Origin of the sequence: Streptosporangium fragile (assembly GCF_039534445.1) — a bacterium.
Taxonomy (GTDB): domain Bacteria; phylum Actinomycetota; class Actinomycetes; order Streptosporangiales; family Streptosporangiaceae; genus Streptosporangium; species Streptosporangium fragile.
On sequence record NZ_BAAAVI010000002.1, the window covers coordinates 140,924 to 165,350 of the forward strand.

Annotated in this window: 21 protein-coding genes; 2 read left to right on the top strand and 19 right to left on the bottom strand. The window is 72.2% G+C overall.

Annotation, left to right across the window (positions count from 1 at the left end):
- Nucleotides 1-2 precede the first annotated feature (2 nt).
- The 14 genes from ABD841_RS02355 to ABD841_RS02420 form a co-directional block, all read right to left on the bottom strand.
- Nucleotides 3-1,340, bottom strand: a complete 1,338-nt coding sequence (locus ABD841_RS02355) for an MCE family protein (protein WP_344967297.1) — start codon at nucleotides 1,338-1,340, stop codon at nucleotides 3-5.
- Nucleotides 1,337-2,401 carry an MCE family protein gene (locus ABD841_RS02360; RefSeq protein ID WP_344967299.1) on the bottom strand — a complete coding sequence of 355 codons (1,065 nt, stop codon included), beginning with the start codon at nucleotides 2,399-2,401 and terminating at the stop codon, nucleotides 1,337-1,339. Before ABD841_RS02360 ends, ABD841_RS02355 begins: the two co-directional genes overlap by 4 nt.
- Nucleotides 2,398-3,471: an MCE family protein gene (locus ABD841_RS02365; protein WP_344967301.1), complete on the bottom strand. Its 1,074-nt coding sequence runs from the start codon at nucleotides 3,469-3,471 to the stop codon at nucleotides 2,398-2,400. Before ABD841_RS02365 ends, ABD841_RS02360 begins: the two co-directional genes overlap by 4 nt.
- The gene (locus ABD841_RS02370; RefSeq protein ID WP_344967303.1) at nucleotides 3,468-4,493 is read right to left on the bottom strand and encodes an MlaD family protein; all 1,026 of its coding nucleotides are present in this window, start codon (nucleotides 4,491-4,493) and stop codon (nucleotides 3,468-3,470) included. Before ABD841_RS02370 ends, ABD841_RS02365 begins: the two co-directional genes overlap by 4 nt.
- Entirely contained in the window at nucleotides 4,493-5,551 is a 1,059-nt protein-coding gene (locus ABD841_RS02375; RefSeq protein WP_344967305.1) for an MCE family protein, read from the bottom strand. The genes ABD841_RS02370 and ABD841_RS02375 overlap by 1 nt, the downstream gene beginning before the upstream one ends.
- A 4-nt stretch (nucleotides 5,552-5,555) precedes the next feature.
- Nucleotides 5,556-6,572, bottom strand: a complete 1,017-nt coding sequence (locus tag ABD841_RS02380; RefSeq protein ID WP_344967307.1) for an MlaD family protein — start codon at nucleotides 6,570-6,572, stop codon at nucleotides 5,556-5,558.
- Nucleotides 6,573-6,578: 6 nt separating this feature from the next.
- Nucleotides 6,579-7,445: an ABC transporter permease gene (locus tag ABD841_RS02385; protein WP_344967309.1), complete on the bottom strand. Its 867-nt coding sequence runs from the start codon at nucleotides 7,443-7,445 to the stop codon at nucleotides 6,579-6,581.
- On the bottom strand, nucleotides 7,445-8,254 hold the full coding sequence (locus ABD841_RS02390) for an MlaE family ABC transporter permease (RefSeq protein WP_344967311.1): 810 nt from the start codon (nucleotides 8,252-8,254) through the stop codon (nucleotides 7,445-7,447). Before ABD841_RS02390 ends, ABD841_RS02385 begins: the two co-directional genes overlap by 1 nt.
- 195 nt (nucleotides 8,255-8,449) lie before the next feature.
- Nucleotides 8,450-9,886, bottom strand: a complete 1,437-nt coding sequence (locus tag ABD841_RS02395) for an aminopeptidase P family protein (RefSeq protein WP_344967312.1) — start codon at nucleotides 9,884-9,886, stop codon at nucleotides 8,450-8,452.
- A 100-nt stretch (nucleotides 9,887-9,986) separates the two neighbouring features.
- The gene (locus ABD841_RS02400; RefSeq protein WP_344967314.1) at nucleotides 9,987-11,261 is read right to left on the bottom strand and encodes an ABC transporter substrate-binding protein; all 1,275 of its coding nucleotides are present in this window, start codon (nucleotides 11,259-11,261) and stop codon (nucleotides 9,987-9,989) included.
- 4 nt (nucleotides 11,262-11,265) lie between these two features.
- A complete protein-coding gene (locus tag ABD841_RS02405) occupies nucleotides 11,266-12,384 on the bottom strand; it encodes a branched-chain amino acid ABC transporter permease (RefSeq protein WP_344967316.1) in 1,119 nt (372 codons plus the stop codon).
- On the bottom strand, nucleotides 12,377-13,267 hold the full coding sequence (locus tag ABD841_RS02410) for a branched-chain amino acid ABC transporter permease (RefSeq protein ID WP_344967318.1): 891 nt from the start codon (nucleotides 13,265-13,267) through the stop codon (nucleotides 12,377-12,379). The genes ABD841_RS02405 and ABD841_RS02410 overlap by 8 nt, the downstream gene beginning before the upstream one ends.
- Nucleotides 13,264-14,139: an ABC transporter ATP-binding protein gene (locus tag ABD841_RS02415; RefSeq protein WP_344967320.1), complete on the bottom strand. Its 876-nt coding sequence runs from the start codon at nucleotides 14,137-14,139 to the stop codon at nucleotides 13,264-13,266. Before ABD841_RS02415 ends, ABD841_RS02410 begins: the two co-directional genes overlap by 4 nt.
- Nucleotides 14,140-14,269: 130 nt before the next feature.
- Nucleotides 14,270-15,115 carry an ABC transporter ATP-binding protein gene (locus ABD841_RS02420; RefSeq protein ID WP_344967323.1) on the bottom strand — a complete coding sequence of 282 codons (846 nt, stop codon included), beginning with the start codon at nucleotides 15,113-15,115 and terminating at the stop codon, nucleotides 14,270-14,272.
- A 186-nt stretch (nucleotides 15,116-15,301) separates the two neighbouring features.
- On the opposite strand from ABD841_RS02420, the gene ABD841_RS02425 reads away from it, so the two are divergent.
- Together ABD841_RS02425 and ABD841_RS02430 are read left to right on the top strand one after the other, a co-directional pair.
- Nucleotides 15,302-16,501 (top strand): PucR family transcriptional regulator, encoded by a 1,200-nt coding sequence (locus ABD841_RS02425; protein WP_344967325.1) that lies wholly within the window; start codon nucleotides 15,302-15,304, stop codon nucleotides 16,499-16,501.
- A 95-nt stretch (nucleotides 16,502-16,596) separates the two neighbouring features.
- Complete coding sequence (locus ABD841_RS02430) at nucleotides 16,597-17,025, top strand: CBS domain-containing protein (RefSeq protein WP_344967327.1); 429 nt, start codon at nucleotides 16,597-16,599, stop codon at nucleotides 17,023-17,025.
- 209 nt (nucleotides 17,026-17,234) lie between these two features.
- On the opposite strand, the gene ABD841_RS02435 is transcribed toward ABD841_RS02430, so the two are convergent.
- From ABD841_RS02435 to ABD841_RS02455, 5 genes are all read right to left on the bottom strand, one after another.
- The gene (locus tag ABD841_RS02435; RefSeq protein ID WP_344967329.1) at nucleotides 17,235-20,543 is read right to left on the bottom strand and encodes a S8 family serine peptidase; all 3,309 of its coding nucleotides are present in this window, start codon (nucleotides 20,541-20,543) and stop codon (nucleotides 17,235-17,237) included.
- Between the two features lie 239 nt (nucleotides 20,544-20,782).
- Nucleotides 20,783-21,430 (bottom strand): ABC transporter ATP-binding protein, encoded by a 648-nt coding sequence (locus ABD841_RS02440; protein ID WP_344967331.1) that lies wholly within the window; start codon nucleotides 21,428-21,430, stop codon nucleotides 20,783-20,785.
- Nucleotides 21,423-22,364: an ABC transporter ATP-binding protein gene (locus tag ABD841_RS02445; protein ID WP_344967334.1), complete on the bottom strand. Its 942-nt coding sequence runs from the start codon at nucleotides 22,362-22,364 to the stop codon at nucleotides 21,423-21,425. The genes ABD841_RS02440 and ABD841_RS02445 overlap by 8 nt, the downstream gene beginning before the upstream one ends.
- Nucleotides 22,361-23,221: an ABC transporter permease gene (locus ABD841_RS02450; RefSeq protein ID WP_344967336.1), complete on the bottom strand. Its 861-nt coding sequence runs from the start codon at nucleotides 23,219-23,221 to the stop codon at nucleotides 22,361-22,363. The genes ABD841_RS02445 and ABD841_RS02450 overlap by 4 nt, the downstream gene beginning before the upstream one ends.
- A gap of 1 nt (nucleotide 23,222) precedes the next feature.
- On the bottom strand, nucleotides 23,223-24,200 hold the full coding sequence (locus ABD841_RS02455; RefSeq protein ID WP_344967338.1) for an ABC transporter permease: 978 nt from the start codon (nucleotides 24,198-24,200) through the stop codon (nucleotides 23,223-23,225).
- Between the last annotated feature and the right edge of the window lie 227 nt (nucleotides 24,201-24,427).

Here is a 24,427-nt window from a genome sequence, read left to right on the forward strand (position 1 = left end):
GGTTACTCCTGTCCGCGGCGGCCGGCCCGGCCGACGGCGATCCAGCCGATCACGCCGCCGGAGATGACGACCGCGACGAAGATCGCGACGATGAAGGGGGTCAGGTTCTGGGCGGCGGCCCCGGTGCCCGGGGCGGTGTCGCCGGTCGCGGCGGGGGCGTCGCTCTCGGCGGCCTGCGGCGGCCCCTGCGTCTCCTCGGGCGCCGGGGTCTCCTCATCGGGCGCGGCGCTCGCCTCGTCGGTGGGTTCGTCCGAGATCTCCTCGTCCTCGTCGCCGGTCCCCACCTTGCTCGCGGGCCCCTTCGGGCAGGCGCGGAGCGCGGGGACCGTCGGAGGGGCCAGCGGGTTGCGGTACTCGGCCGGAACCCTGGGCCCGCCGGGGACGCTGAAGAGGAACGTCGCCCTGCCGTACACCCCGTCGGCGCGCCGGTCGGTCACGTCGGAGAGCAGCGCCTGGGCGGTGGGCACGATACGCAGCAGGTGGTCCACGTTGGCCCGGGTCCGGGCGGTGAACACCACGCCCGGCCTGGTGCCCAGGGCGGTCAGCGCGCACGACAGGCCGGGGCGCGCGGTGGTGAGCAGGTGATCGACCTGGCGGAAGAAGCCCGGCCCGTGGTCGAGGGCGGCGTTGAGCCGCCGGCGCGACTCGCGGAGCGCCCCGGTCACCCCGGCCAGGTCGGTCACTCCCCGCGCCAGCTTCTCCCGCCTGCCCGCCAGGGTGCCGGTGACCCGGGTCAGCTGCACCGAGAGCTCGTCCAGCAGGTCGGTGTTCTCCGCGAGGGTCTCGGTGAGGTCGTGCGCGTTGTCGACGATCTCCCGGATCGAGGTCGTCCGCCCCTCCAGGCCGGTGGCCAGTTCGTGCACGATCGTCTGGGCGTCCTCGGCCGGCACCGCGTTGAGCAGCTTGCCGACGCCGTCGAACAGCTTCTTGTAGTCGAGCGGCACCGAGGTGTCGCTCAGCGGGATGGTGTACCCCGCGGCCAGGGTGGCGCCGCCGGTTCCGGACCGCGGTGGGGAGATCTCCACGTACGGCTCGCCGATGGCCGACTTGCGGCGAACTTGGGCGGTGACGCCCCGGGGCAGCCGCACGTCGCGGTCGATGGCGAGGGAGACCACGATCTTCCCGGGGGCCAGCGCCACGTCGTCGATCTGGCCGACGCGGACGCCGAGGTAGGCGACGTCGAAGCCGGGCACGAGGCCGGGGGAGGAGAGGAACTCCGCGTTGATCCGGTACGGCCGCTCGACGACGTCCAGCTTGATGATGGTGGTGAACGCCCACACGGTCATCACGACGCCGAGCGCCGCGAAGAAGCCGAGGTTGATCCAGATGCGGTTCTTCATCGCGGCGGCTCCAGCAGCAGGCGGAAGTCGTCCACCGAGTTCGGCAGGCGGGGCCGTTTCCCGTTCCTGCCGTTCTCGTTCTCGCCGGGCCGGGGCAGCAGCAGCCCCTTGAGCCACACGAAGATCAGTAGCTGGCCGTTCACCACGATCGGCGGTGAGTCGATGAACTGCTGCACCCGGGCGACGAGGAGCTTCAGGTCCTCCCTGCCGCGGACCATCGCGCCGGAGACCGCGTCGAGATCGCGGAGCAGGGTCCGCAGCCGGGCCTCGTGCCGGGGATAGACGGTGTCGTTGATCTCCCGGGCCAGCGCGGTGAGCTCGCGGAGCGTCTTCTTGACGTGCTTGCGGCCGTGGCCGAGCCGGGCGGTGGCGTCGGCGAGCGTGCCGGGCAGTCTGTCCAGTTCCTCGGTTCCCTTGGCCAGTTCCTCGCCCAGCTCGGCCAGGCCGTCGATGGTGCGGGCCAGGTCCTCGCGGGAGCGCGCGTAGGCGGCGGTGACCTCGGTGGTCTGCCGGAGCAGCCGGTTGAGGTCCTTGCCCTGGCCGCCGATCCCGGTCGCCGCGGCGTCCAGGACGGCGTTCACGTCCTGGGCGCCGAGCGCGTCGATGAGCGGGCCCGCGCGCTCGGTGACCTGTTCGATGTCCGGTTCCACGGAGGTCCGGGCGATGCGCGCGCCGTCGGGCAGGAACGGGCCGGTCGTCATGTCCTTGCCGTCGGGCAGGTCCAGTTCGACGTAGTTCTCACCGAGGATGGAGGTCTTGGCGATGACGGCGCTCGTCCCCTCGGGCACCCGGTTGCCGTCCTCGATGGACATGGTGACCGTGGCGCGGTACCCCTCCAGCCGGATGTCGGTCACGCTGCCCACCCGCACGTCGGCGACCTGCACGCTGTGCCCGGCCACCAGGCTCTGCACGTCGTCGAAGGTCGCGGTCAGCGTGAGCTCGCCGGTCGGCGCGCCCAGGGTCTGCAGGCTGCACGCCGCGGTCAGCCAGAGCCCGGCCAGTCCCGCGGCCGGGCGCGTCCAGGCTCGCGGCCGGCGCGTGTCTCCGCCGGCGGCGGTCATCGGCCCCTCCTCGTCTGCCAGGGGCAGTTGCTCAGCTCACCGGGCAGGCAGGGCACCCTGCCCAGGCCCAGCGACTCGAACAGCGGGGTCAGCCAGGCCCGCGTCATGGCGTTGAGCACCAGGCGGATCCTGAGCAGGTGGTGCTCCTTGTCCCAGGCCAGGAGCAGGTTGTCGACGAAACCCCGGGCACCGGCGATGGCCTTGACCGCGGACTCGCTGTTGACCTTCAGGGTCAGTATCAGCTCGGTGAGGTTGGCCACGCCCCTGGGCAGCCGCTCCTGGTAGGCCTCGATGAGCACGTCGCCGCGCTGGACGAGATCCGCCAGGCCGGTGATGAAGCTCTTCAGGCGCCGGCGCTCGTCGGCGAGCGCGGCGCTGGCCTCGGAGAAAGCGTCGATGGTGGTCTTCACCTGGTCCTCGCGCCGGTTGAGGCTGGAGGCGATCCGGTTGAGGCCCTCGGCCAGCTCGATCAGCTGCTCGTCCTGACCGGCGAGGGTGCGGGTCAGGGACGCCGCGTCGTCCACCGCCCGGTTGATCTGCTCGCCCCGGCCCCGGACCGTGTCGGCCAGGTTCGCGGCCACGTCCCCCATCGTGTCGGTGTCGAGGGCGTCGGTGAGCTTGGTGAAGGCCGCCAGGGCGTCGTCGATCTCCACGGGCAGGTCGGTCCGCTCCAGGGGGATCACCGCGCCGGGCGCGATCCGGGGGCGGCCGGGCTTCCAGGGCGGGTGGAGCACCACGTTCCGCTCGCCCAGCGTGTTCTGCGCGGCCACGACGGCGCCGACGTCGGCGGGCAGTGGTATCCCCCCGTCGATCAGCAGGTCGGCCCGGACCCGGTTCCCCTCCACGGTGAGCTTCTCCACCGTTCCCGCGTCCAGGCCCATGACCTTGACCTTCGCCTGCTCGTACAGCGAGGGTGTCGCGCTGAAGTAGGCGGTCAGCCGGTACGGGGCCGACCCGCCGGGGAGGATCGAGCACCCGCCCGTGGCGGCCAGCAGCACGGTGGTGAGCAGCGCCGCGACCATCCCGCGCGCCCGCTCCCGTGCCGCCTTCCGCGGTCCGTGTGGTCTCACCGGTTGTTCCTGTTCTCGCGGATGGCGCCCAGCACCTCGGGGTTGATCGGTCCCAGCCCGGTGGCGATCGCCTCCACCCACGGCCCCTGGCCGCCGGCCGTGGCCAGCCCGGAGAAGGTGGGCCCGACCCAGGCCAGGACGGAGTTCAGGGCCTTGCCGCTGGTGGAGTCGAGACGGTTGCCGACGGCCGTCACGTCGTCGACCACCGCGATCAGGCTCTTCTCGTGCCGCGCGACCAGGGTGGTGATCTCGTTGACCAGGTCGCTGCCGTCGCCGAGCAGGGTTCTGAGCTCGTCCCGGCGGAGCCGCAGCTCGTCCAGCATGACCTCGATCGAGTCGATCAGGCGGCCGATCTGCGCGTCCTTCTGCTCCAGCACGTCCATGATCTTGTTGCCGTTGTCCAGCAGCCGCCGCAGCTGGGGCTCGCTCCTGCTGATGATCTCCGACAGCTCGCCGATGTTGTCCAGCAGCCTGCTGACCCTGCCCCGGGGGGCGGGCTTGAGCTCGGCCAGCTCTTCCAGGAGTGTGTCGACCGCGTCGGTGTCGAGCTTCTGCACCAGGCGGGTGGCGTCCTTGAGCGCGTCGGTGATCAGCACCGGCGTGCTGGTCCGCTCCATGGGGATCCGCCGCTGCTCCTCGGGCAGCTCGTCCATGTACGGGCGGACGACGGGCCCGGTGAGCCTGATGTACCGCCCGCCCAGCAGGTTGGACAGGGCGACCTCGGCCCGGGTCTGCGGGCCGAGCCTGATCCCGTCGTCGACCTTCCAGGTCACCACCACGTGGCCGAGGGCGTAGTCGGCGCGGACGCCGGTGACCTTGCCGACCGGCACGCCTGCCACCCGGACGTCGTTGCCGGAGCGCAGGCCCGCGGAGTCGGGGAACACCGCCGACATCGTGTAGCCGCCCTCCAGCAGCCCCAGGTTGCCGACGAGGAAGGTGACGAGCAGCACGGTGCCGAGGACCGTCATCGAGACCAGGCCGACGACGGTCTTGTTGCGGTCGCGGAAGGACTTCAGCGCCATCACGGCCCCACCAGGACCCGGCGGAGGTTCCCCGCGTCGGTGAGCTTCAGGCCGCCGCGCAGCGGCGGGGGGCTGTTCATCGGGTACGGGCACGGCAGCGGGCCCAGGGCCAGGCAGGGTACCGCCGTGGTGACGAAGTGACCCCGGCTGGTCACCTGGAACGAGCGCCGCATCGGCGGGGTGAACGTGTTGAGCATCTTCTCGATGCTGCCGATGTTGCGCCGGACCCCGCCGGTGAGCCGGGTCATGCGGTCCACCACCCGGCCGAACTCCTCGGCGTTCGCGCCGAGCACCCGGTCGCCGACCTCCATGGTGGTGGACAGCTCCACCAGGGCCTCGTCGACCAGCTTCCGGTTGCGGGCGAACGCGCCGGTCAGCGTCACCAGGTTGTCGACCAGCCGGGCGATCTGCCGGTCCCTGCGGGCGACGACGTCGGTGACGGTGGCGTAGTCCTCCAGCAGCCCCTGAATGATCTCCTTGCGGTCGGCGACCGTGGTGGTCAGGTCGTCGAGGTTCTCGACCAGCCGGGGGATGTTCTCCTGGTTGCCGTCCAGCGCCTCGCCCGCGGCGGTCAGCAGCTGGTTGATCTGCTCGGGGTCGAGGCTGCGGGTGAGCGGGCCGAGGTCGCTGACGAGCTCGCCGATGTCGACCACCGAGCTGGTCCGCGGCACCCGGGCGCCGTCGCCCAGCATGTCCTTGGCGGTGCCCGGCTCCAGGTAGACGACCCGCTGCCCGATCGTGTTGCGCCAGCGGACCGCGGCCGCGCTGTCGGAGGGCACCCGCACCGAGGTCCGTACGCTGAGCGTGACCTCGGCCCGGCCGGCGACCACCTCGATCCCGTCGACCTGGCCGACCGGGGCACCCGCTATCTTCACCTGGTCTCCCACGTGCAGCCCGGAGACGTCGTCGAAGGTGGCCACGAGGGTGTAGGTGTCACCGACGCTCACCCGGGCGATCTGGGCACCGATCAGCACGATCAGCGTGCCCGTCACAAGGAGGAAGAGGACGAACTTGGCGAGCGTCCACCGGCGCTGCACCTGCTCTCTCGACCTGGCCATCGGTTCACCTGCCGTCCGTGGGGCCGCACGCGCCGACGAAGAGCTCGCAGACGTCGGTCGAGACGAAGGCCTCCATCTTGATCTGGTTGGCGCCGTCCGGGCCCTGACCCGAGACCAGGTCGTTGAGCACGACGAGGATCTGGTTCAGCCCCCGCACGCCGCGGCCGGCGACGCCGAGCTCCGCGTACAGCAGCGCGGCGGCGCGCTCGCCGGCGTTGACCGCGGCCTTGAGGTCGCGGCGGTGCTTGCGCAGGCCGTGCGCGGTCAGGTGGGAGATGTCGTCGAACTCCTTGAACAGCGCGCGCACCTTGTCGGCCCGTTTGAGCAGGTCGGGAGTGATCACGTTGGTGTCGGCGGAGATGGACACCAGATCGTCGCCCTTGTCGGCCAGGGCGGCGCTCAGGTTCCCGGCGTCGCCGATGAACCGCCGGAACTCCGTGCGCCGCCGGTGGGCCACGTCCACGATCTTCCCGGTGTCGGCGAGGATCGCGCGCAGCTGCGGGCCCTTGCCGTCCAGTCCGCGGCCCAGGGTGTGCACGATGGTCGTGACGTCCCGCGGGTCGACCGCGTTCAGCCCCTCGTAGGCGTCGCCGAGGGAGTCGGACAGGTCGACGGGCTCCTCGGTCCTGGTGATGACCGCGCCGTTGGCCAGGTAGGGGCCGGTGCCCTCGCCCGCGCCGGGGATGAGGTCGACGAACTTGGGGCCGAAGATCGACGTCGGGTCGATCGCGGCGGTGACGGTGTCGGGGACCTTGACGCCGGGCTCGACGTACAGGGAGACGACGGCCTGGCCCCGCCGGTTCAGGGTGACCGCGGTGACCCCGCCCACCGTCACCCCGCGGATCTTGACCGGGGAGTTGGGGTCCATGCCCTGGCCCGCCCTGTCGAACACCGCGGTCAGCCGGGTGCCGTTCACCTCCGACGCGCCGCGTACGACGGCGACGACCGACACCACCAGTGCGGCCAGCACGACCAGCGAGATCGCCAGCCGGGCCGGGAACGGTGTCTCACCTCGGGCCATCGCCGCTCACCCCGTCAGCCGCAGCGTGCCGCCCCCACCCCAGAACAGGTAGGACAGCAGCAGGTTGAGGAGGACGACGGTGACGATCGACTGCCGGATCGCCCGTCCGGCCGCGACACCCACCCCGACCGGGCCGCCGGTGGCGTTGAACCCGTGGTAGCAGTGGATGCTGATCACCGCGAACGCGAAGACGATCACCTTGGCCACGCTGTAGACGATGTCCATCACCGGCAGGCCGAGGTAGAAGTAGTAGTCGTACACGCCCGGCGACATGCCGAACAGGAACGTGCACATCAGCCGGGTGGCGAAGAAGCTGGCGAACAGCGCGACCAGGTAGACCGGGACCAGCGCGATCAGCGCGGCCACCACCCGGGTGCAGATCAGGTAGGTGAAGGCGTTGATGGCCATCACCTCCAGCGCGTCGATCTCCTCGGAGATCCGCATCGCGCCGAGCTCGGCCGTGAAGGACGACCCCACCTGCGCGGCGAGCGCGACCGCCGCGATGATCGGGGTGATCTCGCGGACGTTGGCGAAACTGCCCACCAGCCCGATGAAAGACTCGGCGCCGATGGCCTGCAGCCCCTGGTAGCCCTGGAGACCGACGGTGGCGCCGACCGCGAAGGCCATCGTGAACGTCACGAAGATCATGCCGCCGCCGATGATGGTCGCGCCGACGCCCACCACCACGTCGCTGACCTGGCGCAGCACCACCTTGGTGAACTTCAGCCGGAGGACGATGTCCCTGACCGAGTAGAAGACGACCTTCCACAGGAAGACCGGCCAGTCCGACAGGGCGGCCAGCCGGTCCGCGCCGTCGCGCAGCAGGCCGTGGAGGCGGAGCCCGGCGGTGCGCGCTCCCGGGATGGCGGCCATCACAGGGCCCTCGGCGGGTAGGCGAGGAAGTAGATCATAGTGATCACGTAGTTGACCGCGAACACCAGCATGAACGTCACGACCGTCGACTGGTTCACCGCGCGGCCCACGCCGACGGGGCTGGTCTGGCAGGTCATCCCGAAGTAACAGGACATGATCGCCGCGATGAACCCGAAGATCCACGCTTTGAGCAGGGTGACCAGCAGGTCGCTGGTGACCAGCAGGGAGACCGCGCCGTCGAAGTAGGCGCCGGGCGTGACGCCCTGGACGATGACGTTGAAGAAGTAACCGCCGCCGGCCCCGGCCACGATGACCAGGGGGACCAGCAGCACCGCCACCGTGCTCGCCGCCCACAGCCGGGGGGTCACCAGGCGGTGGATCGGGTTGACCGCCATCACCTCCATGGCGGCCAGTTCGTCGCGGATGTTGCGGGCGCCGATGTCGGAGGTCATGGCCGAGCCGCCCGCGCCCGCGATGAGCAGGGCCGAGGCCATCGGGGCGACCTCCCGGACCAGGCCGACGACCACGGCGCCGCCGGTGGCCGAGGAGGCGCCCAGCTGCCAGGCCAGCTGGCCCACCTGGAGGGCGACGGTCGCGCCGAGAGGGAGCGAGACGAGCAGGACGGGGACGCTGGTGACCCGGGCGAGGAACCAGCACTGCTGGACGAACTCCCAGAACCAGGTCTTCACATCCCAGCTGCGGCGGAACCCCTCCAGGGCGATCACCGACATGTCGCCGACCCGGTCGAGCACGCCGGTGGTTCTGCGAGCGACGTAACCGGTGATCCCGCTCCGCCCGCCGACCGCCATCAAACCGCCGTCCGTTGCGCCATGACCACCCCGGGGTTCGCGACTCCGACCATGGACCAGCCACGCTACTGACGGGTATTCCGGTAAGTCGATGCTTTCCCTGGAATTTGAGGAAAAGGTATGAGGCCCAGCTCACAACTTGTCAGGGCCTCACACTTTCACCTCACCCCGGTGAGCGCCGGGCGATTCCCCGACTCACCCCCCTCCCTGTCCCCAACTGGCCAACCCCTCCATCCACCCCTCCACCTCGTCCGGGTGGCGCGGCAGGCCGGACGACATCAGGCGGGCGCCGCCGGCCGTGATGACGAGGTCGTCCTCGATGCGCACGCCGATGCCACGCAGTTCCGGCGGGAGGGTCAGGTCGTCGGGCTGCAGGTAGAGGCCGGGTTCGACGGTGAGCACCTGCCCTTCCTCCAGCACACCGTCCAGGTAGACCTCCGCGCGGGCCCGGGCGCAGTCGTGCACGTCCATGCCGAGCATGTGGCCGCTGCTGCACAGGGTGTAGCGCCGGTACAGGTCGTTGCCGGGCTCCATCGCCTCGTCCGCGCTGATCTTCAGCACGCCCCAGTCGTGCAGGCCCTCCGCGATGACCCGCATGGCCGTACGGTGGAAGTCGCGGAAGCTCGCCCCCGGCCGCAGGGTGGCGATCGCCGCCTCCTGGGCCTCGTAGACCAGCTCGTAGACCTGCCGCTGGACGGGGTCGAACCGTCCGGACAGCGGGAGGGTCCTGGTGATGTCGGCGGTGTAGAGGTGGTCGGTCTCCACGCCCGCGTCGAGGAGCAGCAGTTCGTTCCCGTTCAGCCGCCCGTCGTTGCGGATCCAGTGCAGCACGCAGGCGTTGGCGCCGGAGGCCACGATGCTCTGGTAGCCGACCGCGTTGCCCTCCAGCCGGGAGCGCAGGCCGAAGACCCCCTCCAGGTAGCGCTCGCCGCGCCGGTGGTTCAGGGCGGTGGGCAGCGCCCGCACCACGTCCTCGAACCCGCGCGTGGTCGCGTCGACGGCGAACTGCAGTTCGGCGATCTCCCACTCGTCCTTGACCAGCCGCATCTCGGAGAGGACCGACTCCAGCTCCCCGTCGCCGTCGTGCGGGGCGATCCGGGCGTCCACCGACGCGTCCACCCCGCGCAGGACCCGCGCGGGCCCGCCGAGCGCCCCGTCCAGGTGGTCGATCGGCGCGCAGTCGATCTGGTACAGCGCCTCGGCCTCGGTCAGGTCGGGACGGCGGCCCACCCAGAACTCGCCGTAGCGGCGGTCGCGGTAGAACTCCTGCCCCGCCGTGCCCTGCGCTCCGCGCGGCGAGCGGGGGCGCAGGAACAGCCGGGCCTCCCCGGAGGGCTCGACGACCAGGACCTGGTCGGGCTCCTGGGCGCCGGTGAGGTGGGCGAACGCGCTGTGCGCCCGGAACCGGTAGTCGTCGTCGTTGCTGCGCACCTTGAGGGTGCCGGACGGGATGACGAGCCGCTCGCCGGGGAAACGGGCGGCGAGCGCGGCGCGGCGCTTGGCGGTGTAGGCGGCCTGGGGGAGGGGGGCCAGGTCGTCGCGGTGGGTGTCGGCCCAGCCCGTGTTCATGAACGCGGCCAGGGCGTCGGAGATCGGCAGGTCGTGGCTGCCGGTGTTGAGCTTCTCGGTCATCGTGGTCCCGGGAGCGGTAGGTACTGTGGTATTTCACACGCTACCCGGGGGCGGCGCGGCCCGCACCCGGCCGGATACGAGCCGCGCCGCGGATCCGCGATCAGCCCACCGGGACCTGGTACTCCTCGGCCAGGTCGGACACGGCGGCCTCCTTGAAGATCACTGCGCCGCCCAGCGCGGCCTTGTCGGGCTTGGCGACGTACGACCGCAGCGAGGCGGGCTTGTCGAACCGGGTGAAGTCCATCGTCGTGCCGAACTGCTCACCCCAGGCGGACTGGCTGCGGTGCGCGTCGACCACGCCGGCCCGGGTCAGGTCCTTGTTCTCGCAGGCCTTCTTGAGCGCGTCGACGACGATCGCCGCCGACGAGTAGCCGGCGGCGACGCCGCTGTCGATGGGCGTGTCCGGGTACTTCGCCGCGTAGTCGGCGGCCAGCTTCTTCAGCGCGGGCCGGTCGGAGCCGATCGGGGCGCCGCCGGTCATGTAGTAGAAGTCCTTCAGCAGCGCGGGCCCGGCCGGGGTGGGCAGCAGCTGCGGGGAGTAGGCCGAGTTGCTGCCGACGAACGGCACGTCCATGCCCTTGGCGAGTGAGACGCCGACGAGCGAGGCGGTCTGCCTGGGGCCGACCGAGACCAGCACGGCCTTGACGCCCTCGGCCTTGAAGGCGGCGACCTGGGCGCTCATGTCCTGGTCGGTGGCCTTGATCTTCTGTTCCACGAGCTTCAGGCCGAGCTTCTCCGCGGCGTACTTGGAGCCGTTCAGCGCGCTCTCGCCGTAGTCGCCCTCGAAGTAGAGGTGCCCGATCTTGTCCCCGGCCTTGATCCCCTTCTCCTTGGCCAGGAAGTCGACCCCGTTGATCATGTCGATGTCGTAGGTCGTCGCGGTGACCTGGATGGGCCTGCTGCCGAGCAGCCCGGTCGCCCAGGCCTGCGGGATGGTGAGCATCTGGTCGGTCTCGATGCGCTGCTTGATCGCGTTGACCATGGGGGAGCCCACCACGTGGGCCAGCGCCACCACCTTCGGGCCGATCTCGGTGTAGGTGGCCACGGCCTTCTGCGCGTCGTAGCCGTGGTCGCGCACCACGGCCTCCAGCTGCCGCCCGCACACGCCTCCGGCCGCGTTGGTCTGCTCGAAGTAGAGCTGCTGCGCCTGGGTCAGGCTCTTGCCGAAGGAGGCGTACGGGCCGGTGAGGTCGGTCATGAGACCGATCGAGATCTTGTCGGCGGTCACGCCGGGACCGGTCTTCACCCCGTCCCCCCCGACGGCGGAGGGTCCGGCCGCGCCCCCGGTGGCCTTCTGACTGGCGCACGCGGTGACGGCCAGGGCGAGCACGGCGAGCGCGGCGATTCGGCGGGCCGGGGTTCCTGGGATTGCCATCTCATCAGTTCCTTGTGTCGGGGGCGGGGGAGGGGGACAGCGAGGTTTTGCGTCTCGCCGAGGCGGGGACGAGGCGGCGGGTCGTGGCCAGGCGCAGCCGGGCGGCGAGGCCGACCAGCCCGCCGGGCAGGAAGAGGACGATGACGACGACGGCGGCGCCGTACAGGATGCGGGCGGCCTCGGCGGGTGTCACGCCGCCGGAGCCGGGCTCGGCCACCAGCGGCAGGGCGTCGCTGTAGCGGCTGAGCAACTGGGGCAGCATGGAGATGAAGACCGCCCCGGTCACCGCGCCCGCGACCGAGCCGAGCCCGCCGATGACGATCATCGCCAGGTAGTCGAGAGAGAGCAGCAGGCCGAAGTAGTCCGGCACGGTGCGCTGGAAGACCAGGGCGATCAGGACCCCGGCCAGCCCGCCGTACATGGACGACAGCACGAACACCCCGGCCCGATAGCGGGCCACGGGCACGCCCATCACCCCGGCGGCGATCTCGTGGTCGCGGATGGTGTTCATGGCCCGCCCGGGGCGGCCCCGCAGCACTCCCCGGGCGAACAGCGCCGCGCCCGCCAGCAGCGCGATCCCGAGGAACCACAGCCGCTCCAGCGCCCCGAACGGGACCTGGGCCACCACCAGTTCCGGGGAGTCGGCGAAGGTGAACCCGAACAGCTCCATCGGCGGCACCGGCCGTCCGTTGTAGCCGCCGGTCACCGGCTCGGCGTTGAACAGCACGTGCTGGCCGACGAAGATCAGCGCGAGGGTGGCGATGCCGAGGTAGGCGCCTTTCAGACGCCCGGCGATGGGGCTGAAGAGCCCGCCCGCCACGCCCGCGGCGAGCACCGCGAGCAGCGCCGCCAGGGGAGTGGGCAGGCCCAGCCCGCCCAGGCCGTGCGCGCCCTCCTCGGGCTCGGCGGCGAAGTAGACGTAGGAGTAGGCGCCGACGGCCAGGAAGAACGCGTGCCCCATGGACAGCTGGCCGGTCGCCCCGGTCAGCAGGTTGATGCCGATCGCCCCGATCGCCGCCGACATCGCGAACAGCCCGGCCTGCAGCCAGAAGCCTTCGAGGTAGAACGGTACGGCGACCGCCGCGAGCAGCGCGACGCCCCAGAGGACGACCTTCCTAGACACGTGCCAGCTCCCTCGTCCCGAACAGCCCGGCAGGGCGGATGAGCAGGACCACGATCATCACGAGGAACGGCGCGACGTCGCCGATGCCCCGGCCGAGGAAGGCCAGGTCGTTCTGGTAGCCGCTCATCATGGCCTCGGTGATCCCGATGATCAGACCGCCGGCCAGCGCCCCCGTGGTGGAGTCGAGGCCGCCGAGGATCGCCGCGGGGAAGGCCTTCATCGCGGCGAGGGTCGTGCTGCGGTCCAGGCCCGGGGTGGGGAACACGCACAGGAACAGTGCCGCCACGGCGGCGAGCGCCCCGGCCACCGCCCAGGCCCCCATCGAGACCCGTCCGCGCCGCACGCCCATCAGGGCGGCGGTCTCGGGGTCCTCCGCGGTGGCGCGCATGGCGACGCCCCAGCCGGTGTACTTGAACGCGAGCAGGAACACGGTGATGAGGGCCGCCGCCACCGCCAGCGCGACGACGCGGGTCTCGGCGATGCTGACGGGCCCCAGGTGCAGCACCCGGTCGTGCCACGGGTCGCCCAGGGCGAGCACCTCGGTGCCGATCTGGCGGGTGAGTTCGGTCGTCAGCACGATGTCGACGCCGATCGTCACGATCGCGAGGACGCCGTGCGAGGAGACGTTCGCCCGCCGGATGATCAGGAACTCGACCAGCGCGCCCACGACGGCCGCCGCCGCGACGCCCAGGACCAGGGCCGCCCAGAAGCCGACGGACGGGTGCAGCCTGGCCACCACGTAGCCGCCGACCAGCAGCAGCGAGGCGTGGGCGAAGTTCACCACCTCGGTGGCCTTGAAGATGATGACGAAGCCGAGCGCGATCAGCGCGTAGACGGCTCCGACGGAGATCCCGTTGGCCAGGAGCTCAAGAAAAGTGATCATGAAACGTCCTTCCGGGGCTCGCCCGCGCCCGGGGTCCCGCCCGTGTCCGGGCTCCCGGCCGGGGTCCGGCCCGGGGTCTCGTCCGCGTGCGTGTCCGTGTTCTCGGCCGCGGCGCCCAGGTAGGCGCGGATGACCTCCGGGTCGCGCTGCACCCGGTCGGGCGGGCCGTCGGCGATGCGCCGGCCGAAGTCCAGGACCGTCACGGTGTCGGCCAGGCGCATGACCATCCCCATGTCGTGCTCGACCAGCAGGATCGAGATGCCGAGGCTCTCCCGTATCGCGACGATCAGCTCGGCCATGTCGCGGCGCTCGCCGCCGTTCATGCCGGCCACCGGCTCGTCGAGCAGCAGCAGCCGCGGCTCCATGCACAGCGCCCGCGCGAGTTCCACGCGCTTCTGCACGCCGTACGGGAGCAGCCCGACGGGGGTGGCCAGGCGGTCGGCGAGCCCGACGAACGCCGCGATCTCGGCCACCCGCCCGCCGTGCTCGGCGGCCTCGCGCCGGGCGGACGGCAGCCGCAGCCCGGCCGCCAGGAACCCCGCCCGGGTCAGCCGGTGCCGGCCGAGCATCAGGTTGTCGCGCACCGACAGGTGGGGCGAGAGGGCGATGTTCTGGAAGGTGCGCGCCACGCCCAGGGCGGCGATGCGGTGCGGGGCCAGGGCGGTCAGCTCGGCCTCGCCGAACCGCACGCTGCCCGAGGAGGCGCGGTAGACCCCGGACAGGACGTTGAAGCAGGTCGACTTGCCGGCCCCGTTGGGCCCGATCACCGCGTGCAGGCTGCCCGGTTCGACGGTGAAGCCCACCGTGTCCAGCGCGGTGAGACCGGCGAAACGGACGGTGACGTCCAGGACCTCCAGTCGTGGAACGGACATGTCCATACCGCCCGGTTGGTATGTCGTGGTCACGCCGGCCTCCCGGGGTTCGTGCCGGTACGTGCCGCCCGGAGCGGACCGGTCCGGGGAAGACACCGGGGGCGTGTGCGGAGCGTCGGGCCGGGGCCGGTCACGCCGACCACCTCGCCAGGTTCGGGCGCGGGGAAGCGGGGACGGCCCGGCGGTCGTTCCCGGGGGCCGGCCCGGCCGGCTCGCCGTCCTCGACGCCCAGGTAGCGGCGGCGTACCTCGTCGCTCCGGGCGAGTTCGGCGGCCGGGCCGGAGAGCACCACCTCGCCCACCTCCAGCACGTACGCGGAGGAGGCCAGGGACAGCGCCGCCGCGGCGTTCTGCTCCACCAGGAGCACCGTCGTCCCCTGCTCGTTGATCTCGCGGACGGTGTCGGCGATCCTGGCCGCCATCATCGGGGCCAGGCCCAGGGTGGGCTCGTCCAGCAGGAGCATCCTCGGCCGGGCCATCAGCGCGCGGCCGATGGCGAGCATCTGCTGCTCACCCCCGGATAGCAGCCCCGCGCGCTGCCGGGCGCGCTCGGCCAGGACCGGGAAGAGCGTCAGCACGCGCTCCCTGGCCTCGGCCGCCGCCCGCCGGTCACGCGCGCCGAGCGCGCCGGCCCGCAGGTTCTCCTCCACGGTCATCCGCGCGAACACCCGGCGCCCCTCGGGGACCTGGACGACACCGGCGGCCACGACGGCCGAGGCGGCCGTACCGGACAGCCTCGCCCCGTCGAAGCGGATCTCGCCCGCGGTGACCCCGCCCCGGTGGAATCCGAGGGTGCCCGAGATCGCGCGCAGCAAGGTGGACTTCCCCGCGCCGTTGCCGCCGAGCACCGTGACGATCGAGCCGCGCGGAACGCGCAGCGAGATCCCCCGCAGGGCGGCGACCGGGCCGTAGCCCACCGCCAGATCCTTGACGGACAGCCCGAAGTCATCGGGCGGGCGAGGGTCGTGCGCGTCCATGTACATGCCTCCTGACAGCCGATGAACCGCACCCAACACAGGCGGTTCACCGGCGTCCAGAGGGCGGGGTGAAGTCGGGGCGGGCGCCCACGCCGGACGGGCACCGGTTGTGCACGGGCACAGCCGAGGATCACGAAACAGAACAGAACCTTGTTCCGCCAGGGGTGACGCTGGCACCATCGCCAGATGGGGACTCGCGACGTCACCGACGACGAAGTACGCAGAATCATGCGCCTGGCCGCCCAGCGGCTGATGCAGCGGCTTCCCGAGCTGGCCGACGAGCTCACCGCGAAGATCCGCGACACCGATGAGGCGTACCGCCGGATGGTGCCCACCGACGACCACTGGCAGAGCATCCACGAGGCCATGCGCCACGGCATCGGCGCGATCCTGCTGCCCCGGCCCGAGCGGCGCGACGTGCCGCAGGCGGAGACGACGGCGCGGCGCAGGGCCGAGCAGGGCCTGCCCATGGACTCGCTGCTGCGCAGCTACCGCCTCTCCGCGCAGGTGATGTGGGACGCCCTCATCGATGTGATCACCGAGGAGGAGATGGAGAGCCTTCCGGTGCTGATCCGCAGCGCCACCAAGGTGTGGCACGCCATCGACCGGCAGGCCATCGCCGCCGCCGACGCCTATCGCAGACGGGAGGCGGAGATGTTCGGGCGCACAGCCGAGCGGGTGCAGTCTCTGCTCGACGCGCTCCTGCGGGACCGGGCCGACGCCGCCCTGGTCCGCAACGCCGCCGCCGCGCTGGACCTGCCCGAACGCGGCCGGTACGCGGTGGTCATCACCCGGCTGCCCGGCCGCCCCGACCACGGGGACGAGGCCGTGCGGCCGACCGCCCTGGGCGCGATGCGGCTGCTGTGGCGGATGCGCCCCGACGACGAGGTGTCGGTCGTCCTGTTGCACGACGCGGGGATCGACGACCTCACCCGCGAGCTCCGTCCGTATGTCGCCGGGTACGCGGGGATCAGCCCCGTGGTCGAGGGCCTGGCCGAGCTGGGCCGCGCCCGGCGGCTCGCCGAGGTCGCCCTGCGGACCTGCGCGGGGGAGGGGCCGGAGATCGCCAGGCTGGAGGACCGGTTGCCGGCGGCACTGGTCGTCAGCCAGCCCGAGCTGGCCGGCCACCTCAGCGGGGCTGTGCTCCGGCCCATCCTCGCCCTCGACCAGGCCGACCGGGAGGTGCTGCTGGGCACCCTGGAGGCGTGGCTGCGGTGCGAGGGCTCGGCTGTCCGCGCCGCCGGACAGCTGTACTGCCACCGCAACACGGTCTTCAACCGCATCCGCCGCATCGAGCAGCTCACCGGCCGCTCGCTCTCGCGCCCGCTGGACATCGTGGAGCTCACCCTGGCCCTCGACGCGGTGCGGTTGCTCCCCGCGACGTGACGACCGCACGAGTTGCTCCCGCGGACGCTTAGCGAAACGCCCGACGGGGCAAGGGATATGGATACCTGCGCCAGGTTTGAGCCGAGGTGGTGTCGATGCTGATCGGTACGATTCTGCGAGGCAAGGGAACCGACGTGACGACCGTGCGCCCTGATGCGACGGTCACCGAACTCCTGGCCGTGCTGGCCGAGAACAACATCGGCGCCGTGGTGGTGTCCGAGGACGGCTCGTCGATCGCGGGTATCGTCTCGGAGCGCGACGTCGTGCGCCGGCTCCACGACCGCGGTCCGGGCGTGCTGGACGCCCCGGTGTCGTCCATCATGACGGCCGAGGTGCGCACCTGCCCTCCCGACGCCAAGGTCGACGACCTGCGGCACACCATGACCACGCACCGGATCCGGCACGTGCCGGTCGTGGTGGAGGGGCGGCTGGCCGGAATCGTGAGCATCGGCGACGTGGTCAAGAGCGCCATCGAGACGCTGGAGACCGAGAGGGCCTACCTGGTCGACTACATCCACCGCTGACACCGCCGGCGTCCGCCTCGCCGGGGGCGGCGCTCACCCGGGGCCCGCCGCGGCGGGGCCGGCGCCCGCCCGGCTGCCGCCGCGGGAGCCGTCCGGATCGTTCCGGCCGTCGCGGGAGCCGCCCGGACCCCGGACCGCAGCCGGGGACCGGGTCGCGCCCGTCCGGGCGGGCCCGGCGCCGCGCGCCGCGCCCGCCCGGAGCGGTCCGCCTACTGCACGGTTATCTTGTCGACCTCGATCGTCACGCCCTTGACCTGCGGCGTGGACGTGCCGGTCGTGATCGTCCCGGTTCCCGGGGTGACGCCCTTGACCTTCAGCGTGTAGGTCAGGCTGCCGCCCGGGGCGCCCGGCGTGCTGGACACCCGGAGGTCCTGGGTCGGCGGGCCGTCGATCTGGCCGCCGGCCGTGCCCTCCGCGTTCTCCGCGCCGACGGTCAGGCCGTAGCCCTCCGGCGTCGTGCCGGGCAGGTTGGCCGGGTCGTAGGTGTAGGTGATGTCCTCCGTCCCGTTCAGCCCGATCCACTGCTGGAACACCTTGGTGTCGGTGGTGCCGTAGATGTTCAGCCGCCACTCGACGACGAGCCAGTCGTTGACGCCGTCGGTCAGCGTCCCGACGAAGACGCCCGGCGCTCCGGTGCCGTCCAGGTCGGTCCAGTAGGGGGCGAGCACGTTGTTCGGCGCCGCCGGGTCCGGCAGCGACTGGGGGGTGACCTGGATGTCGGCCGAGCCCGAGGTGCCGCCCGCGACCGTGTAGCCGTTGGAGACGACGCCGATCCGGGTGTAGGTCCGGCCCGCGTACTGGAACGCCGGAACGGTGAAGTTCAGCGCCTGCTCGTCACCGATCGGCGTCGGCGCGATGCCGAAGGAGTCGAGCGGCAGGTACGGGGCGGGGCCGGTGCCCGGGGCGATGCCCGGCTTGTCCGGCTGCCTGGCCGCGAGGGTGGTCTTCACCGTCGCGATCTGGGAGCCGACCTTGGTGGCGCCGGTCACCGAGTTCAGGCGCAGCCTGGCGTCCAGCGTGCTGACCGCGGTCACCTCGGCGTCTTCAAGGGTGTTGTTCTGCACGCTGACGGTGCAGGTGGACTCGCCGGTGTCCCGGGCGATGGTGTCCGGTGTGCAGGTCTGCTCCACCGGGACCGCGCCCTCCTTGCGGAAGAACGCCACCGGCAGGTGCAGGTGGCGGGAGCCGCCCACCTGCTTGAGGTTCACCTGGCCGAAGTACTGCCCCTCGGGCAGGTCCGGTGCGGTGATCACCACGGTGATCTTGGTGCTCTTGCCCGGCTTGACGGTGAACAGGGGCGGCAGCACCGAGATGTTCGCGCCGTTCACGGTCGTGCCGCTCGCGGCGAAGGTGAGCGACTTGCCGGTGACGTTGGTGACCGTCCGCTTGGCGGTGATGAGGCCCGGCATGGTCGGGGCGTTCACCGACGGCAGGTTCAGGTCGATGCGGTTCAGCGGGTCGCCGGCCGAGGCGAGGAAGTTCGCCCCCGTCTCGTCCAGGGTCAGGCCGGGGTCGCCGGCCTTCGTCAGGTCGATGCGGCCGCCGCCGGTGTCGAACGGGTCGGCCGGGGTGACGCGGTCCTGCTTGGTGACCGACGTCTTGGCCGTCGTCTCCAGCGCGGACTTCACCTGGCCGGGCGTCCAGTCCGGACGCAGCGCGAACAGCAGGGCGGCGGCCCCCGCGACGTGCGGCGACGACATCGAGGTGCCGGAGATCACCTGGTACAGATTGTTCTGCGGCCCACCGGCCGGGCCCTCCAGCGTCGGCGTCTGACCCGCCACGATGTGCAGGCCGGGCGCGGTGACGTCGGGCTTGAGGAAGTCGCCGCCGGGTCCCCGCGAGGAGAAGGTGGTGATCGAGTCGCCCTGCCAGGTGGCCTCCGCGCCCTGGGTGAACGAGGCCGTCGCGCCGGGGTTGGCCGACAGGAAGGAGAGCAGCGTGTCGGTCTCGGGCTTGTCGACGTGGACCGAGGGGACCCAGTGGTTGTCGGTCATCACGTCCTGCGGCGTGGTGTTGTACAGGATCATTCCGGCCGCGCCGCCCTGCAGGACGTTGTGACTCTTGAGCACCCGGTTGGGGCCGCGTTCACAGGCGACGATCTTCCCGGTGAACAGGCCCGCCGGCGCGGGCGCGGTGCACAGCGCGTTCGAGTACGGCGGCGCCGAGGCGAGCACCACCGGCAGCGGCGAGGTGACGCCCGGCGTGATGGAGGCGCCCTTGACCGTGGCCTTCGCGCCACCGGAGCCGGTCAGCGTGATCGTCGACTGGTAGGTCCTGGTCTGCGTGGAGGCCGCCACGGTGGTCACCCACGGGCTGACGTGGTTGACGGTCGCCGCACCCGGGCCGGCGTTGCCCGCCGAGGCCGCGACGAGGACGCCCGCCGCGTAGGCGTCGAGGAAGGCCAGCTCCACCGGGTCGCTGTACGGGGAGGTGCCGCCCGAGATCGAGAAGTTGATCACCTTGACGCCGTCGAGGATCGCCCGGCCCACGGCCTGCGCCGAGTCGGAGGGGAAGCAGCCCTGCTCCCCGCAGACCTTGTAGACCGAGACGTGCGCCGCCGGGGCGATGCCGTGGATCGGTCCGCGGCTGATGCCCAGCGGGTTGGCGTCGGCCACCGGGCCGCCCGCCGAGGTGGTCGCGGTGTGGGTGCCGTGCCCGTTGGAGTCGCGGGCGCTGTCCGGGTAGACCTCACCGGGGTAGATCGAGTTGTAGGTCTCCAGGAACGGCGCGCCGCCGATCAGCTTGCGGTTGCAGGCGAAGGGGTCGGCCGCCGGGGTCTGCGGGTTGTCCCCGAAGTTGCAGACGCGCGGCGTGCCGTCCTTGGTCGGCGGCACCGGGGGCAGCGTGCCGGGGTCGGTGAACTGGGGATGCTCCGGCCAGGCGCCGGAGTCCAGGATGCCGACGACGACGCCCTTGCCGGAGGAGGAACTGCCGCCCAGCTTGCCGTAGATCGTCGGGGCCCCGATGAAGGCGGGGCTGGAGTTCGTGAGCAGCTGCTCGGGCTTGTCCTCCTGGACCGCGGCCACGCCGGGCAGCTTCAGCAGCGTGGCGGCCTGGTTGGCGGGGATGCGCAGCGCGATGCCGCCGTAGACGGTCCGCAGCCGCTGGCCGGCCTTGGCGCCCGGCACGGCCTTCGCCAGCGCGGTGAGGAAGCCGTTCTCGACCTCCTCGATGTGCTTCTGGTACTTCTTCGCGTCGCTGCTCTTGATATCGAGAGGCTTGCCGGTCTTGGCCGGGCTCGTCGCGGGAAGCCCGTCGAGCCCGCCCTGGTAGGCGGCGAAAGAGTCGTAGTCGAGCTTGACCATCACGTTGACCGTGGCGCCCGAGGTCGACTTCAGCAGCCCCTCGTCACTCCGGGCGAGCTTGCCGGTGGGCGATTTCGCGCCCTGGACCGGCTCCCCCCCGGTCAGGGGGGTGGCCGTCCACTTGGTGGACGGCGTGGGGGTGGGGGTGGGATCCGCGCTCGCCGGCGGCGCCATCGCCGCGACGAGCCCGACGCCGGCGGCGAGCACCGCCACGCGCCTGATCCTCGGTAAGTAGGGCTTCCTGGCCAACGAGACCTCCCTGTGGGGATGCATGAACCGCTCACGAGGCAGGGAGGGCGGGGCACCCGCATGCCAGGGGCAGGGCATGCCTGATGAGGCCTCGACCCTCCCCGTCGGGTGACGCGCGATCGGCCACCCGGTGAGGGTGGACGATCATGACAGGGAGACTAATCAGAGGTTATTTGTTTGCCTAGGTATTGAAATTGACACAATCATCGGCTGAATTGGTCAAATTTAGTGACGGAGTCGGCCCAGCGGTTCAGGAGAACGTCGTCGTGGCTGATGGCCAGCACCCCGGCGCCCGTCCTGTCCCGGTAGGCGGTGACGACCGCGACCAGGTGGGCCTGGGTGGAGGCGTCCAGCATCGTGGTCATCTCATCGCAGATCAGGTAACGCGGCTCCAGCGACAGCGCCCTGGCCAGGCAGGCCCGCTGGAGCTGGCCGTCGGAGACCTCGTGCGGGCGCCGGGTCAGCAGGTCGGCGGTCAGCCCGACCTCGGCGGCCAGCGCGCCCGTCCGCTCCGGGGCGGGCCTGCCCACCGCGGCCCGCGGCTCGGCGATGATCTCGGCGAGCGTCAGCCGGGGATCGACGGCCAGCCGCGGCTGCTGGTAGACCAGCGCCACCGAGGTGCGCAGCTCGCGGCTCGCGCGCTGCCGCCAGCCCCGCACGGGCCGGCCGTCCACCGTCACCGTCCCGGAGGCGGGCCGGAGCATCAGCGCCAGCACCCGCGCCAGTGTCGACTTGCCGCAGCCGCTGGGGCCGCCCAGGCCCGTCACCCGGCCGGGCCGCACGGCGAAGCCGACACCGTCCAGCACCGCCCGCCTGCCGTACCTGACGGTGACGTCCCTGGCCTCAAGCACGGCCGTCCTCCCGGGGGTGGTGGCAGGCCACGCCGTCGACCGTCGGCGGCGGGGTCCCGCAGGCGGGGCTCGCCGACGGGCAGCGCGGGGCGAAGGCGCAGCCGTCCGGCAGCCGGGTCAGCTCGGGTGGCATCCCCGGGACGGGGACGAACGCCCGGTCGGGCCGGGCGTCGAGGAGCCCGGCGGTGTACGGGTGGCGCGGGTGTCCCAGAACCCGCCCGGCGGGGCCGGTCTCGACCAGGCGGCCGGCGTACATCACCGCGAGGTCGTCGGCCACCTGCTCGGCCGCCCCCAGGTCGTGGGTGATGAGCAGCACGGCCCTGCCCTCGTCGCACAGTTCCCGCAGCGAGGCCATCGCGCGGTCCACCAGCGGCCGGTCCAGCCCGCTCGTCGGCTCGTCGGCCAGGAGCAGCCACGGGTCCCCGGCCAGCGCCATCGCGTTGGCCACCCGCTGGGCCATGCCCCCGGACAGCTCGTGCGGGTAGCGGTCGAGGTCGGCCGGGCGCAGCCCGTACCGCTCGGCGAGGGCGTCGGCCCTCTCCCCGGCCCGCGCGGCGGGCGTGCCCAGCTCCCGCAGCGCCTCCTGCAGTTGCGCCCGCGCGGTCCGCACCGGGGTCAGGTGGGTGGCGGGGCTCTGCGGGATCAACCCGACCGAGCGTCCGCGCACCCGCCGCGCCAGCACGGCCTGCGGGGCGCCGAGCAGCTCCGTCCGCTCGCCGCCCTGCTCCAGCCAGGCCTTCCCGGAGACCGTCGCGTTGCCGGGCAGCAGGCCGAGCAGCGCGTGCGCCAGCACCGACTTGCCGCAGCCGGACTCGCCGACCAGCGCCAGGCACCGGCCCGGTCGTACCTCGAAGCAGGCGCCGGACACGGCCCGCACGGTCGCCCCCGGGATCCGGAAGGAGACCGTCAGATCCTCCACGACGAGCGCGTTCACAGGGACAGCTCCGATCGCCGGCGGGGGTTGAGCCGGTCGCGCCAGTGCTGCGCGAGCACCGCCACGGCCAGCGTCGGGACCAGGATGAACAGGCCGGGAACCAGGCTCGACCACCAGTCGCCGGTCAGCAGCGAGTGCCGCCCATCATTGATCATGTTGCCGAGCGAGGCCAGATGGGCGGGGAGTCCCAGGCCCAGGAAGCTCAGCGCGGTCTCGTGCCAGATCGCGTGCGGCACCATCAGCACCGTGGCCAGCAGCAGGTGCGGGAGCAGGTGCGGCAGCAGGTGGCGGCGGATCACCCGTGAGCGGCTCGCGCCCCCGGAGATCGCGGCCTCCACGAACGGCCGCGACCGCAGCGACAGCACCTCCGCGCGGACGATCCGGGCCGCCGTCGTCCAGTGCGTGACGCCCACCGAGACGACCACCGCGGCCGGGCTCGGGGCGAACAGCGCCACGATGAAGATGCCGAACAGCAGGTGCGGCACCGAGGTGAAGCCGTCGACGAGCCGCATGAGCAGGCGGTCGGGCGTGCCGCCGAGGCTGCCCGCCGCCAGGCCCACCAGCCCGCCGATCACCATGCTGACCAGCGCGGCGACCAGGCCCACCAGGAACGACACGCGCAGGCCGTAGATCGAGCGCAGCAGCACGTCGCGGCCGACCTGGTCGGTGCCGAACGGGTGCGCGAGGGACGGGGGCAGGCCCGCGGCGCGCAGGTCCACCAGCTGCTGGTCGAGCCGGACGAGCGGCGGCACCAGCAGCACGGCCAGGGCCAGGACCGCCAGGGTGAGAGCGGCCAGGCGTACCTGACGCGGCACGCCGGCCCACGGGCGGGGTACGCCGGTCCACGGACGAGGCACGTCAGCCCACCCCCAGGGTCCGCACGCGCGGATCGGCGATCGTGTAGGCCACGTCGGCCAGCAGGTTCCCGCAGACCACCGCGAGGGTGCCCAGCAGGGTGAGCGCGGCCAGCAGCGGGAAGTCCACGGCCAGGGCCGCCTGCACCGAGGCCGAGGCGACCCCCGGCCAGGAGAAGACGGTCTCCACCAGGATCGCCCCGGTGACCAGCTCGGGGATCCGCGCGCCGAGGAGGGTCAGGAAGGGCAGCAGCGCCGAGCGGAGCGCGTGCCGGACGATCACCGTCCGCTCGCGCAGGCCGCGGGCGCGGGCGCCGATCACGAAGTCCTCACGCAGGGTGCCGATGACCGACTCGCGGACGTACAGGACGAGCCACGACGACTGGGAGATCGCCAGGACCGTCACCGGAAGGATCATGTGCACGGCCACGTCCGCCGCCTCCACGGTCGAGGAGCGGGCGCCGGTCAGACCGCCCGCGGGCAGCCAGCCCAGCTGCACCGAGAAGATCCAGATGGCCAGCAGCCCGGACCAGAACACCGGGGCCGCCTCGTTGGCGAACGCGCCACCGGTGATCACCCGGTCCAGCCACGATCCCTGCCGCCACGCCGCGAGGGTGCCCGCCACCAGACTTCCGGCCAGCATGAGCGCGATCGCCGCCGAGGTGGCGAGCAGCGTCCACGGCAGACGTTCGGCGATCACCTGCGCCACCGGCAGGTGCAGCGAGCGCGAGTCACCCAGGTCGCCGCGGAGCAGGTTGCCGGCCCAGGCGGCGTACTGCTCCAGGACCGGCCGGTCCAGGCCCCAGTTGGCCCGGATCCGTTCGACCACCTCGGGGTCGGTGACCATCGCCCGGTCTCCGAGGTACTGGCGGACCGGGTCGAACGGGGAGGCCTTGGCCAGGGCGAACATGCCCGCGGTCACCGCGACCAGCAGCGGCGCGGCGAACGCCAGCCGCCAGGCCACGAGTCGCAGGATCACCACCCCCGGTCCGCGGCGGGCGGACCGGGGCCCGGACCCGGTGCCGTCGGGGACGGGGGGACGTTCCGGTCCGCCGGCACCGGGCGCCGGTCCGTCGTGGCCGGGGGCGGGAGGGGTTTCCGGCGTCGAGCCGCCTGCGGCGGGCGAGGCGTCCGGGGCGCCACCGGGGGCGGGAGGGGTTTCCGGTCCGGGGTCGCCCGGGACGTGCTTCCCGGAGGGGGCGGGCCGCC